The organism is Pontibacter sp. GD13, assembly GCF_058216355.1.
Window position 1 is genome coordinate 1 of sequence record NZ_JBYZMQ010000012.1, and the last position, 13,009, is coordinate 13,009.

Below are 13,009 nucleotides of genomic sequence, written 5' to 3' on the forward strand. Positions count from 1 at the left end.
ATGCTCATCTGTTCAATCTTTTAGCCTGTAAAGACAACAAACAAAAGAAGCATATAAGTCAGGGAACAAAAAAACAGCCCCCATACAAAAAATGGTCGGAATTTCTTCCGACCACTCCTGGGCATACACTCGCCTTTTTGAATGTGCTATTTATAAAGTTAAAAACCCGGTGATCCGATTTTCGCCTATTAACCCACTGCGTCTACAGAAACATTCTTCCAAACTTGCAAGGCAGACAGCACTCTGTTTTACTCGTATCGTAACGATTCGATCGGGTCTAGCTTGGAGGCTTTGAAAGCGGGGTAATAGCCGGAAATAACACCGACGACCACACAGATGGTGAGGCCGACCAGAACCCAAAGCCAGGGCACGATAAAACCGCCTTCTCCGATCAGCGAGGCAATGCCGTTACCCATCAGTATACCGAAAAGGATCCCGACCAGGCCACCCAGGATACAGATCACCACTGCCTCGATCAGGAACTGCTGCCTGATTTGCACAGCGGTAGCACCCAGGGCCTTCCGTACGCCAATTTCGCGGGTGCGTTCGCTCACCGATACCATCATGATGTTCATCAAACCAACAGAAGCACCCAGCAAGGTGATAAAGCCGATCACGAAACCACCCACCTTTAGGTATCCCGAGATCTCGTTCAGGCTTTGCAAAGCGGAATCGCTTCTGCGTATCTCAAAAGAGTCCGCTTGCCCTAAATTATCCTGCCGCACGTTCCGCATAATGCCCGTTGCCTCACCCATCACGTAATTCAGTTCTTCCGGCTTTGGTATGGCCGTTTTAATGTCATAATTCAAGCGTGAGCCCTGGGTCGGAATCTGTCTGCCTGTTTCGAGCGGAATAACAATCCGCCTGTCCCCGCTTCCACCCATGCTGCTCCCTTTTGCCTCTAATTGCCCGATGATTTTAAACCGGCGACCCAAAAAAGTGATGTATTCCCCGATCGGATCTTTGCCCTTAAATAAAGTCTGTTGAATCTCATCCCCAATGATCGCCACATTGGACCCGAACTCATGCTCGAAGCTAGAGAAACCTCGGCCCGAGGCAAGGTTTAAGTTCTGTATCTGAAGGTAATATTCGTCCCCGCCTACCACACTGATGTTAGGGTTTGTTTTTTCAGTTGTGCTTTTTACCACTGTGGCGCCGGAAATAAAAGCTGAAAGACTAACATTTGCATTCCCTGACATCCTATCTTTATACTCGGAAGCCTGTTCGTACGTGATCTCCGGGTATACTTTTTCAACGCGGCCCTGCTGGCTTCCGCGGTTGTTGAAGCCTTTCCGGCGTATGTCAAAAGCATTGGCGCCCAGGCTCGAGAAAGTGGCGGTAAGGGAATGTTTCATGCTGTCAACGGCAGTCAGGATACCGACCAATGACATGATGCCGATGGAGATGATCAGGCCGGTGAGGATGGTTCGAAGCAGGTTGCCGTGAATGGCCCTGAGGCTTTCGCGTATATTTTCGAGCAGGTTCATCTATCATCAATATTTATGTGCGCTTTTTACTGAACTTTCGTTATACTATAAAAATGCGGCGTGCTCATAAATATAGCCTCATTATATGAAATAAGAATCAATTTTCTACAGTCGACTATATTTTGATGACGAATCAAATGATTTTCCGCACTTTCATCCTTTTTCTGGTTTGCCTGGCGGCCTCCTTTTCCTCTCTGGCCAGCACCATCCTGGTTCCGATGGACGAATCTCAGAAGGACCACCTGAAATCTTATGGCGCTGCCTATTGGGTGCTCGGCAAGCAGGTATCCGTAGACTGGCTGTTGAACTACCGCGGGGGCAGTTTTGCTTTCCAGTATGCGCAGCCACTGGAGAACGAGCTCATCGTGCGTGGTGTCAGCTACAACGTCATCTCCGACGCACAGTACAACAGCATCCTGACCGAGATCAGCAACCCTGATGCCAACATGGATGTGATGAAGCTGGAGAAGGTGCCTAAAATCGCGGTATACACCCCCAAATCTAAAATGCCCTGGGACGATGCCGTTACCCTGGTGCTAACCTATGCCGAGATCCCGTACGATGTGATCTATGACAAAGAGATTATTCAGGGGGACTTGCCCAAGTATGACTGGATACACCTGCACCACGAGGATTTTACCGGCCAGTACGGAAAGTTTTACGCCAGCTACCGCCACTACCCCTGGTATCAGGAACAACAGCGCGAAGCGGAGGAATCGGCCACTGCGCTAGGTTTCAAAAAAGTATCTGAGTTGAAGCTGGCTGTGGTGAACAAGATAAAGGACTTTTGCGCCGGCGGGGGGTTTCTGTTTGCCATGTGCTCGGCAACGGACACCTACGATATTGCCTTGGCCGCCGAAGGAGTTGACATTGTGGAGGCCATGTTCGACGGGGATGCTGCTGACCCTGATGCGCAACGTAAGCTGAACTATGATAAAACATTTGCTTTCAAAGACTTTATACTTTCCCGCAACCCCCTGGAGTATGAGTACTCTACCATCGACATGCAACCGCAGGAACGGCCGGTAACTGAGGCAAACGATTATTTTCAGCTGTTCACCTTCTCCGCCAAATGGGACCCCATCCCGACCATGCTCACCCAGAACCATGTTAAAACAATAAAGGGGTTCATGGGGCAGACCACCGCATTTCGTAAAGGCCTGGTGAAACCAGAGGTGGTGGTGATGGGGGAAAACAAGGAGTTGGGTGAGATCCGGTACATGCACGGCACCTACGCCCGCGGCACCTGGACTTTTTACGGAGGCCACGACCCGGAAGACTACCAGCACCTGGTAGGAGAAGATCCCACAGACCTGGCCCTACACCCTAACTCTCCCGGTTATCGCCTGATCCTGAACAACATCCTGTTTCCGGCGGCTAAAAAGAAGAAACAAAAGACCTGATTGGTAGCTTCATGGTGGGTTTTTACAGAACCGTTCCAGTGCCTTATACTGTACGATTAATGCATTCTATCGGGCCGGGGCTCCAGGTCGCGCATGATAGCGGCTTCTATTTGTAGCAGTTCTTTTAGCCTGGCATCCACTTCTTCTGCAGGCATGTACTCTTTTGCCAGCTTCACAAAGCCCACATAATGGCCGGCTTCTGAAACCATCAGTTCGTAATAGAATTTTTGCAACTCCTCATCCTGTATGTTTTTCCAGAGCAGCTTGAATCGCTCGCAGCTGCGTGCCTCGATAAGTGCATTAATCAGCAGCTGATCCATGAGCTGACGCTCCCGCAACCCTCCTTTCCGGATATGCTTCACGAGCTCTACAACGTACTCATCGGGGCGGTTACGGCCTAGGCTGAAACCCCGCTTCTTCAACTGGTCCAGCACCCGTTCAAAATGACTCCACTCCTCTGCCACCAGTTCTGTCATCTCCTCTACCAGCCTCGTTTTGTCGGGGTACTTCACGATCAGCGAAATAGCTGAGGAGGCTGCTTTTTGCTCACAATAAGCATGGTCCACCAGTATATCCTCGATATTTTTCTCGGCTATGTTTACCCACCTTGGGTCAGTGGGCAATTCCAGACGAAGTATGGTTTTAGTTGGCTGTGAAGTCATGAATGATGGTGTAGGGAATTGTAGAAGGAATAGAGGTCTGTTCAAGCTTAATCAAAGAACATCCATTTTAAACCAAACACAAAACTGCGGCGCATGCCTGGGTAGAACGGTGTCACAAAATAACCTGGTTCCCAGAGCTCATTGTTCACATGGCTCATCTTCAGGAACACGTTCAGCGTCTTGATATCGGCATTGATAAATACATCAATAACAGGATAGGTAAGCAGCTTAAAGTTATTTTGCAGGTAAAACTGTTGTGTAACTGGCATGTAGGCATCTGCATAGTACCCGGTAGGCATGGTGGCCTGCACCCCAAACTGACCAAACAAGGCTTTCTTAAAAATGTAACCCTCATAATAAAGCTTCGAATCCACAAGCCACTCCGGCACCCTGATCTTGTCTGCTTCATCGGTATTGGTATACGCCACAAAATTTTCGAAATGAACCGGGCCGAAGCGGATATGATGTGTCAGTTCGGCCCCTAAAATGCGTTGTGTATTTGTGAGCTGTTCAGGCACAGCCTCTTCATTAAAATATACCAAACGATTGATATTAATAAAGTTACCAGCCAAACGCAGGAATTGCCGATCCCCCAGCTTTCCTTCGTAGGAAACCCTGGACCTGTCGTACACGGTGTTCAGAAACTGGTCGTTATCCCACAAAAAATGATTGCTTAACATAAAGTGCTCCACCAAAGAGGGCGAACGAAGCACGCGCTCCTGCGAAAACCGCAGGCCTGCCAAAGTTCCCTGGGCCTTTACCCGGTAATCTGAGGTGATCTGAAACTCGCCATCCACCAGGATCTCAGCCTTGTTCTCGTAAAAAAGCCTTAACTGCCCCCCTACAAACAATTGATTATACGTTGCGCCCTGCGAGGGCCTGATCTCCTGCGAACTGGAATCGTTTTTCACAAAATCCAGCACACTGTAGTCGATGCTGGACAGCCGGTGCTTTAAATATGCCTTGTAAAAAGAGATTTTACTGTTGCCCGTCACGCCAAACAGGTTTTGCGCCTCCTTGTAATTGGTCCGGTCCTTGGTCCGGACAGAGGAAAAAATTGTATCCGGGTAAAAGACCAGCCTGCTGCTGCCGTTAATATCCTCACTCTGTAAATCGCTGTCGTTGTACGTATCCACCTGGCGGTGCAGATCCAAGGTATGGTATACTTTCAGGTTCTCACCGGCCAGTTTATAGATATTTGTCACATGCAGGTTGTTGCGCGACTCCTCCGTGGCTGCCTGGTTCAGAAATACAGCCTCCGTCTCATAGCCGAATAAATCATCTCGGGTAGTGTCGCCTGCCTGCGGCCGCACGCCGCCAAACTCCACCTGCTCATGTTTCATGAGCGAGTAATTAAAGAAGATGTCGTACTTTTCGTTTTTAGAGCTGTAGTGCGAGAACAGCTTCACTGCCTGGTTATCGATCAGGCCATCGCGCCGGCCTGTAACCCCGATCTGTTTGTTAGCGGACAATATCTGGTAAGCTGCGCCGGCGTTCCAGCGCTTGGTGATGTTGCGGGCGTACATGCCTTCAAAAACCTGTTCGCCGCGTTGCCCCTGCACATAGTATAAATGGGAGTATGGCGAGCGCGTATCAAAATAATTGATGCGCTCCGGGTCATAGGCATAACGGTCAAACACATTTTTACCCAAGCGTTTGCCGATTTTATCGGGCATCCGGAACAAGAGCGGCTTTGCTGAGGTGCCTACATTGCCCAAGTGCTGGAAATAGGAGGTATCGTTGAACCAGAACCGCTCATTCTGCAGGTTTTGGATAGAGGTATCGACCCGGCGACGCTCCAGAATGCCCTCCAGCACATCTTTCTCATACAGTTGCAAGGTAGTACGAGGGCTATAGAGGACTCTGGTGGTATCATCAATGATCTGCGCAGCGGCGCTATAACCTGACAGCAGGCAGACGAGGAGGATTATTTTGACTAATAACTTTCGATTCACAGTTCAAAATTAGTGATTTTCACAAAACAAGCATACTTCTACCCCATCTATACTTTGCGGTGGCCTAGCCAGCCCTCATACTTTGTAATTTGTCCTGTACGTGCGTGCGAACAAGATCATCAAAGGATGAGCCATTTTGTAAAAACTCAACCTGAATGGGAAGGTAAAAGGCGGGGAGTTCACGGGTAAGGTGCTCCAGGCTCTCATCCATCAATTTAACGGCATCTTTACGGGTCATAATCACACTGATTTCATGCTCCTTGTACCGAGTTGCATACTTTTTAACTTTAGCCATATCCTGGGGGGTATACAGGTGGTGGTCCGGGTAGATCAGCTCCGCTACCACCTGGTAGTTTTGTGCTTGCAGGTACTCACGCAAAGGCCCCGGATTAGCAATACCCGTTAGCAGCAGTACCTGTCGGCTTATTTTTTTCCGGTGCCCCATGGCAACGGGTGCCCCATAGTTGAAATGGGTGAAAAACACCTGGCAACCTGCGCTGGTGTAGCGGCTGATCGAAACGTGCAGCTGGTTCATCTCGGTATCTGCCAACTCATGGGGGCATTTGGTTACCACCACCGCATCAGCACGCGCGGCCCCGGTTCTGAACTCACGCAGCCGTCCGGCGGGCAGCACCAGATCATTCGTAAAAAGGCGCTCGTAATCTGTGAGCATGATGTTCAGGGATGGTTTAATGGCGCGGTGTTGCATCGCATCATCCAGTAAGATGACCTCTAAGCCCGCCACGCGCTGGAGTAGCTGTTGCACGCCAGCAACCCTGCTCTCGCTAACGGCTACCTTTACCTCCGGAAAATCGCTGTGATACTGAAAAGGCTCATCTCCCAGCATGGCAGGCGTAGATTCGGCATCGGCAAGTATAAATCCTTTTGTGTTGCGCTTATACCCCCTGCTCAGTGTAGCCAGTTTGTAAGTTTGCAACAACCGTAGCAGGTATTCCACATGAGGCGTTTTACCGGTGCCACCCACCGTCAGGTTTCCCACGGCTATAACGGGGAGTTCAAAGTGGTGTGTAGCCTTTAGTCCCTCATCATACAAATGGTTGCGCACGGCCATAATTCCTCCGTATACTAGCGAGAAGGGCCACAGCGCATATTTTAGAAATTTTATCATCTGAATTTCAGCTAAAGCAAAATTAAGACTAATTTTATTGCAGCACGCTAAAGTATAGGAATTCGTAAAACTATGATCACATCAATTCAAGAGGTTACACAAGTACTGGAAAAGCTGGCGCCCCTCAGTTACCAGGAAAGTTACGACAATGCCGGCCTCCAGACCGGAAATCCGGCTACTGAAGTACGGGGCGTGCTGGTAACCCTCGACTGTACCGAGGAAGTGGTTGAGGAAGCCATTGAACGAGGCTGCAACCTGATCGTGGCGCACCACCCGGTCATTTTTAAGGGTTTGAAGTCCTTGACGGGGCGCAGCTACGTGGAGCGCACCATTATAAAGGCCATTCAGCATGATATTGCCATATACGCCAGCCATACCAACCTGGACAGCGTGGTGGGGGGAGTAAACACGAAGATCGCGGATAAGCTACAGCTACAGAACCAGCGGCTGTTGGTTAAAAAACCACAGACGCTCCTGCAACTCACCGCGTTTGTCCCGGTTCCGGATACCGATCACGTACTGCAGGCCCTGCACCAGGCTGGCGCGGGCAATATCGGGGAATACAGCAACTGCAGTTTCCAGGTACAGGGCACGGGCCGCTTTCAGCCCTCTGTTAACGCCAACCCGACGATTGGGAAAGCGGCCAAACCGGAGCAGGTGCAGGAAAACAGAATCGAGGTCATCTTCCCGGCGTACCTGCAGAAACAGGTCATGGCTGCCCTTAAAAAAGCCCATCCTTACGAGGAAGTGGCCCATTACCTGCACCCCCTCAAAAACCAGAACCAGGAAGTGGGTACCGGCATGCTCGGAGAGCTTCCCCAGGCCGTGGCGGTTCAGGAATTCCTGGCGTATGTGAAGGAGAAAATGCAACTACCCGGTATACGCTACACCCTGTCCGATACCGATCGTGTTAAAACGGTGGCCGTTTGCGGCGGAGCAGGAAGCTTTCTGATAAAAGATGCGCTGCGGCAGGGCGCGGATGCTTTTGTGACCGGCGATGTGAAGTACCATGAGTTCTTCGACGCTGAAAAGAAGCTGCTGATCGCAGACATTGGGCATTATGAAAGCGAAGTATTTACAAAGGAGATTTTTTATGATACAATTTCCGAAAACTTTGCTAATTTTGCAGTCTATTTATCGGAAGTAAACACAAACCCTATCAGATACACCTATTAATACATGGAAAGTACTGTAGCCAGCAAATTGGACGCATTATTAAAGCTTCAAACCATCGATTCGCAGCTTGATGAGATCAGACGCGTAAGGGGTGACCTGCCCGAAGAGGTTCAGGACCTGGAGGATGAAATTGAAGGCTATGAGGTAAGGGTTCGTAAATTTGATGATGAGGTTGCCGCCTTGAACGAGTCGATCGCGCAGCGCAAGCAGTCTATCAAAGATGCAGAGGGCCTAATTCGCAAGTATGAAGATCAGCAGCAGAATGTTCGCAATAACCGAGAATATGATGCCATTACCAAAGAGGTAGAGCTTCAGAAACTGGAAATGCAGATCGCAGAGAAGAAGATCAAGGAAGCCTATTACCAGATAGAGCAGAAAAATACGGACATCGAAGGCACCAAGCTCCGCCTTGACGAACGCAAGAAAGACCTGACCAACAAAAAGCACGAGCTTGATCAGATCGTTTCTGAAAGCGAAGACGAAGAGTCGAAGCTGGAAGTAGAGCGCAATGCTGCAGCCTCTAACATCGAGGATCGCCTATTGAGCGCTTATTCGCGCATTCGCAAGAACGTAAGAAACGGCCTGGCCGTGGTTACGGTAAAGCGCGATGCTTGTGGCGGTTGCTTCAACACGGTTCCACCGCAGCGCCAGGCAGACATTGCCGCGCAGAAGAAAGTGATTGTATGCGAACACTGCGGCCGTATACTGGCGGGTGTAGAACTGCGTGTATACTAAATACCGAAGTACCTTGAGCGCAAAACGCTTTTATACTATAGTAAAAAGGATGGCTCTGAACCATCCTTTTTTTTTGGTGCTGTTTTTCAGCTGCGCCTTTTGCTGTGAAGCGGCGGCGGCCTCGTCTTCCTATACCCCTGTCGTTTTTAGGGCACACCAGGAATATCTAAAGCTAAAGGTTGTTGCCGGCGATGCTTATTCCCGAAAGGCCCTGCAGGCGGAACCAAAAAACGCATCGGCCCTGCTCATCCAGAACTACGGTGATTTCCTGACGCTGTGCGTGCAACAGGATGCCTCTGCCTACAACAAATTGCTGCAAAACCAGGAAAGGCGGTTAGAGCATTTGGAAAGTATGAGCGAGCGCTCCGCCTGGCGAAATTTCGCGCTGGCAGAGGTCAGGATGCAGGTCGGCATCAGCAAGTTGTTGTTTGGCAACAGGTTAAGTGCTGCCTGGGACATCCGGCAGGCATACCTGCAGTACGAGGCGAATGCCCGGTATTACCCGCAGTTCATTCCGAATAAAAAAACCCTGGGCATGCTGCAAGTGCTTATCGGGTCGGTGCCGGATAATTACCGCTGGTTCCTGAATATCATTGGCATGAAAGGCGATGTGAAAACCGGGATGGAGAACCTCAAACTGGTTGCCACCCGCGAAAACCCTTTTCAGGAGGAGGCACAGTTGATCTATGCGCTCTCGCTGCAACTTCTAGAGCAGGAGCAGGAACAACTGGCCATCAACATGGTGGAGCAACTCGTTGAAAATGAACCGGACAACCTGCTGTATCGCTTCACTGCCATCCATTTACTTAAAAAGACGAAGCACGCCGAGCAAGCCCTTCAGCATTATGCCAGGCGAAAGCAGGGCAGCCAGTACCTCTCTTTCCCTTACCTCCGGCACATGGCCGCCGATTTATACCTTTTTCAGGGGAACTACGGGGCATCCGAAAGGGAAAACCTGCTTTTCCTGGAGCAGCACAAAGGGGAACATTATATCAAGGCAGCTAATTTTAAGCTCTACCTGGCTTATTTCCTGGATAGGCACCAGCCACAGGCGCTCTGGTTTTACAAGCAGATCAACCGCGCGGGCACCACAGAAATTGAGGAGGACAAGTATGCCGCCCGCTTTGTAGAGAAACAGGAAAGGCCGGATAGGAACCTGCTGCTGGCGCGCCTGCGTTCGGACGGGGGGTATTACCGCGAAGCGCTGCTTGCCCTGGAAGAGGTAGACACTACGGCCAGTTCCCCCCTGCCGATTCGTGCCGAGTACCTTTACCGAAAGGCCAGGATCTTCCATGGCATGGAGGATACCCTGCAATCGATCCGGTATTACAAGCATGCCATCACGGCTTGCGGCACATCAGGACTTTATTTTGCCCCAAACGCCGCCTTGCAATTGGGCTACCTGTACGAGGAACTGCATCGGAAAGACCTGGCGCGCGCATACTTTAAGAAAGCCATGGGCTATAAAGGGCATGAGTATAAGAGCAGCATTGACGCGAAAGCAAAGCTCGCCCTCTCTGCGCTGTAAACAGGTTTAACAGATGTACTCAACCAAACTCACCCATGCTGAACTCCCTGTTAGCCCTGAGGCCTTCCGGCAGCAGGCGCTAGCCTGGGCGCAGCAATATCCCCTGGTCGCCTATTATAATCCCCAGGACATCCCCTACCCGCACCAGGGCTTTCAGCATCTGCTTGCCGTTTCGGGTAGCCAGCCCCTCCCGCTTAACCAGCATGATAGCTTCAGGAGCCTTCGGAAAGAACTGCAGCGACAGCACCCCTTGCTTTGCGGCTACCTGGGCTATGATCTGAAGAACCAACTGGAGAAACTGCACAGTGAACATCCGGATGGGCTGAATTTTCCGAATATTTTTTTCTTCTGCCCGGAAGTGGTGTTATACTTTAGCCCGGACCAAATACTTGTTTGCTGCTCAACCGATAGCACGCCGGCAGTTATAGGTGCTATACTTGCCACCCCGCCCTCCTTGCCCCTACAACCGCTGCACATAGAGCCGATGCAACGGGTATCTCCCGAAAAATACATTTCCCAGGTTGCGCGCATAAAAAAGCATATACTGGAAGGAGACGTATATGAGCTGAACTACTGTATGGAATTTTTTGCCGAACAAGTTGAGGTGCCGCCTTTGCCGCTGTTCCTGGCCTTGAGCGCGGCCTCCCCCGCCCCATTTTCTGGATTTTTAAAGTATGACAGCAAATATTTACTGTGCGCCTCCCCGGAGCGTTTCCTGAAAAAAGATGGCAATAAACTGATTTCACAGCCTATTAAAGGCACCATCCGGCGCGGGAAAACAGCTGCGGAAGACAAGGCCTTGCAGCATCGGCTAAGGCACGACGAGAAAGAACTTGCTGAGAACATGATGATCGTAGACCTGGTCCGGAATGACTTGAGCAGGTCCTGCGCCATCGGCACGGTACAAGTGGAGGAGCTGTTCGGCATCTATGGCTTTAAGCAGGTATCGCAAATGATCTCCACCATCACGGGGCAATTGAAGCCCGAACACGATCTGGTGGATGCGATGATGGGGGCCTTCCCGATGGGCAGCATGACGGGGGCACCCAAAATAAGCGCCATGCAACTGATCGAGGAGCTGGAAGAGACCAAACGAGGACTTTATTCCGGTGCTTTCGGATACATAACCGGACAGCAGGACTGTGATTTTAATGTAGTGATCAGAAGCATACAGTACAATGCCTATAAAAAGTACCTCTCCTTTATGGTGGGCAGCGCCATTACCATCGACTCGGACCCACAACAAGAGTATGAAGAGTGCCTTTTGAAAGCGGCGGCGATATTAAAGGTGCTGAACAAGGCAGCTTTTTAATCCAACTTTTCCTGAATTCTAATTTTTTGGCCGGTATTAGCTAAAAGAGCCTGTCATTCTGTCACGGTTTGTTCAGATTATCGTATATTTGCTGCTGTAAAAGTTTAAGTATGGATCCGATTATAGATTTAGATTTTATAGACAACCGCACCCCGGAACAAGCCGCCGCCTGTGACACGCATGTTACCCAGGCAACGCACACGGGCAAATCGCGCAAGCTATACATAGAGAGTTACGGCTGCGCCATGAACTTTTCAGACAGCGAGATCGTGTCGTCGATCATGTTTGAGCAGGGTTTTGACACGACTTCCCAAATTGAGGAGGCTGATCTGGTTTTTCTGAATACCTGCTCTATCCGTGAGAAAGCGGAGCAAACCGTTCGCAACAGGCTAAGCCAGATCAATTATTATAAGAAGAAAAAACCGGCGATGATGGTGGGTGTGCTGGGCTGCATGGCTGAGCGCCTCAAAAAATCGTTGCTGGAGGAAGAAAAGATCGTGGACATGGTGGTTGGCCCCGATGCTTACCGCGACCTGCCTAACCTGATTAGTGAAGTGGACGGGGGGCAAAAAGCCGTAAACGTACTACTTTCACGGGAGGAGACTTACGCCGACATCAACCCTATCCGCTTGAACACGAACGGGGTAAGCGCCTTTATCTCCATCATGCGCGGGTGCGATAACATGTGCTCGTTTTGTGTGGTTCCGTTCACCCGGGGGCGTGAGCGCAGCCGGGATGCCCACTCTATTGTGCGGGAGGCTCAGACCCTGGTTAGCCAGGGCTACAAGGAGGTTACTTTATTAGGGCAGAATGTGGACTCCTATAAATGGACATCAGCGGATGGTTCGGAGCAGATCAATTTTGCGCAACTGCTGGAACTGGTGGCCCTCGTGTCGCCTGAACTGCGGGTCAGGTTCTCTACCTCCCACCCCAAAGACATCACAGATGAAGTACTTTACACCATTAAAAAGTATGACAATATCTGCAAGTACATCCATTTGCCGGCACAAAGTGGAAACTCCCGCGTGCTGGAGCTGATGAACCGTACCTATGACCGGGAATGGTACCTCAATAGAGTGGACGCCATCCGAAGCATACTGGGCGAGGACTGCGGTATTTCATCAGACATGATCGCGGGTTTCTGCACGGAGACGGAAGAGGAGCACCTGGATACGCTCTCACTGATGGACTATGTGCAGTACGATTACTCCTACATGTTCTTTTACTCAGAACGCCCCGGAACCCTGGCCGCACGCAAATTCGAGGACGACATACCTTTGGAAGTAAAGAAACGCCGCCTCGATGAGATCATTACCAAGCAACGCGAAACCTCTCTTGCCCGCAATAAACGCGACATAGGTAAAATACACCGCGTGCTGGTAGAGAACTTTTCTAAGAAGTCGGTGGAGCAGCTAAGTGGCCGCAACGACCAGAACAAAGTGGTCATCTTCGATAAAAAGCATTACAAAAAAGGCGACTATGTGAACGTGTTTGTGCATGACTGCAGCGTAGGCACCTTATTCGGGGAAGCAATAATTTAATGTGCTAAGGATGGCCTGACAAAAACGCTGACCGGAGGCTTTTGCCGGAAAGTCGCGATTCACCTTATGCCATCATCGGCT

The 13,009-nt window shown here is 50.3% G+C and carries 10 protein-coding genes; 6 read left to right on the forward strand and 4 right to left on the reverse strand.

Features of this window, described 5'->3' with window-relative positions:
- Positions 1–248: 248 nt before the first annotated feature.
- Positions 249–1,487 carry an ABC transporter permease gene (locus AC4BAN_RS14870; RefSeq protein WP_490565203.1) on the reverse strand — a complete coding sequence of 413 codons (1,239 nt, stop codon included), beginning with the start codon at positions 1,485–1,487 and terminating at the stop codon, positions 249–251.
- Between the two features lie 137 nt (positions 1,488–1,624).
- Here AC4BAN_RS14870 and AC4BAN_RS14875 point away from each other — a divergent pair, with 137 nt between their 5' ends.
- Positions 1,625–2,890: an asparagine synthetase B gene (locus AC4BAN_RS14875; protein ID WP_490565204.1), complete on the forward strand. Its 1,266-nt coding sequence runs from the start codon at positions 1,625–1,627 to the stop codon at positions 2,888–2,890.
- A gap of 56 nt (positions 2,891–2,946) precedes the next feature.
- On the opposite strand, the gene AC4BAN_RS14880 is transcribed toward AC4BAN_RS14875, so the two are convergent.
- The 3 genes from AC4BAN_RS14880 to lpxK form a co-directional block, all read right to left on the reverse strand.
- Positions 2,947–3,552 carry a MiaE family protein gene (locus tag AC4BAN_RS14880; RefSeq protein WP_490565205.1) on the reverse strand — a complete coding sequence of 202 codons (606 nt, stop codon included), beginning with the start codon at positions 3,550–3,552 and terminating at the stop codon, positions 2,947–2,949.
- A gap of 47 nt (positions 3,553–3,599) precedes the next feature.
- A complete protein-coding gene (locus AC4BAN_RS14885) occupies positions 3,600–5,507 on the reverse strand; it encodes a putative porin (protein WP_490565206.1) in 1,908 nt (635 codons plus the stop codon).
- 64 nt (positions 5,508–5,571) lie between these two features.
- Positions 5,572–6,636, reverse strand: coding sequence for a tetraacyldisaccharide 4'-kinase (lpxK, locus tag AC4BAN_RS14890; protein ID WP_490565207.1), 1,065 nt, complete (start codon positions 6,634–6,636; stop codon positions 5,572–5,574).
- 72 nt (positions 6,637–6,708) lie between these two features.
- On the opposite strand from lpxK, the gene AC4BAN_RS14895 reads away from it, so the two are divergent.
- From AC4BAN_RS14895 to miaB, 5 genes are all read left to right on the forward strand, one after another.
- Positions 6,709–7,812, forward strand: a complete 1,104-nt coding sequence (locus tag AC4BAN_RS14895) for a Nif3-like dinuclear metal center hexameric protein (RefSeq protein ID WP_490565208.1) — start codon at positions 6,709–6,711, stop codon at positions 7,810–7,812.
- 3 nt (positions 7,813–7,815) lie between these two features.
- Positions 7,816–8,547, forward strand: a complete 732-nt coding sequence (locus AC4BAN_RS14900; RefSeq protein ID WP_490565209.1) for a zinc ribbon domain-containing protein — start codon at positions 7,816–7,818, stop codon at positions 8,545–8,547.
- 49 nt (positions 8,548–8,596) lie between these two features.
- On the forward strand, positions 8,597–10,075 hold the full coding sequence (locus AC4BAN_RS14905) for a tetratricopeptide repeat protein (RefSeq protein ID WP_490565210.1): 1,479 nt from the start codon (positions 8,597–8,599) through the stop codon (positions 10,073–10,075).
- Between the two features lie 13 nt (positions 10,076–10,088).
- Positions 10,089–11,387, forward strand: a complete 1,299-nt coding sequence (locus tag AC4BAN_RS14910; RefSeq protein WP_490565211.1) for an anthranilate synthase component I family protein — start codon at positions 10,089–10,091, stop codon at positions 11,385–11,387.
- Positions 11,388–11,497: 110 nt separating this feature from the next.
- Positions 11,498–12,928, forward strand: a complete 1,431-nt coding sequence (miaB, locus tag AC4BAN_RS14915; RefSeq protein WP_490565212.1) for a tRNA (N6-isopentenyl adenosine(37)-C2)-methylthiotransferase MiaB — start codon at positions 11,498–11,500, stop codon at positions 12,926–12,928.
- The last annotated feature ends 81 nt before the right edge of the window (positions 12,929–13,009 follow it).

What these genes read in the sequence shown, in the direction of transcription:
- AC4BAN_RS14870 (WP_490565203.1), bottom strand. Translation starts at nt 1,487, where the DNA reads ATGAACCTGCTCGAAAATATACGCGAAAGCCTCAGGGCCATTCACGGC.
- AC4BAN_RS14875 (WP_490565204.1), top strand. Translation starts at nt 1,625, where the DNA reads ATGATTTTCCGCACTTTCATCCTTTTTCTGGTTTGCCTGGCGGCCTCC.
- AC4BAN_RS14880 (WP_490565205.1), bottom strand. Translation starts at nt 3,552, where the DNA reads ATGACTTCACAGCCAACTAAAACCATACTTCGTCTGGAATTGCCCACT.
- lpxK (WP_490565207.1), bottom strand. Translation starts at nt 6,636, where the DNA reads ATGATAAAATTTCTAAAATATGCGCTGTGGCCCTTCTCGCTAGTATAC.
- AC4BAN_RS14895 (WP_490565208.1), top strand. Translation starts at nt 6,709, where the DNA reads ATGATCACATCAATTCAAGAGGTTACACAAGTACTGGAAAAGCTGGCG.
- AC4BAN_RS14900 (WP_490565209.1), top strand. Translation starts at nt 7,816, where the DNA reads ATGGAAAGTACTGTAGCCAGCAAATTGGACGCATTATTAAAGCTTCAA.
- AC4BAN_RS14905 (WP_490565210.1), top strand. Translation starts at nt 8,597, where the DNA reads ATGGCTCTGAACCATCCTTTTTTTTTGGTGCTGTTTTTCAGCTGCGCC.
- AC4BAN_RS14910 (WP_490565211.1), top strand. Translation starts at nt 10,089, where the DNA reads ATGTACTCAACCAAACTCACCCATGCTGAACTCCCTGTTAGCCCTGAG.
- miaB (WP_490565212.1), top strand. Translation starts at nt 11,498, where the DNA reads ATGGATCCGATTATAGATTTAGATTTTATAGACAACCGCACCCCGGAA.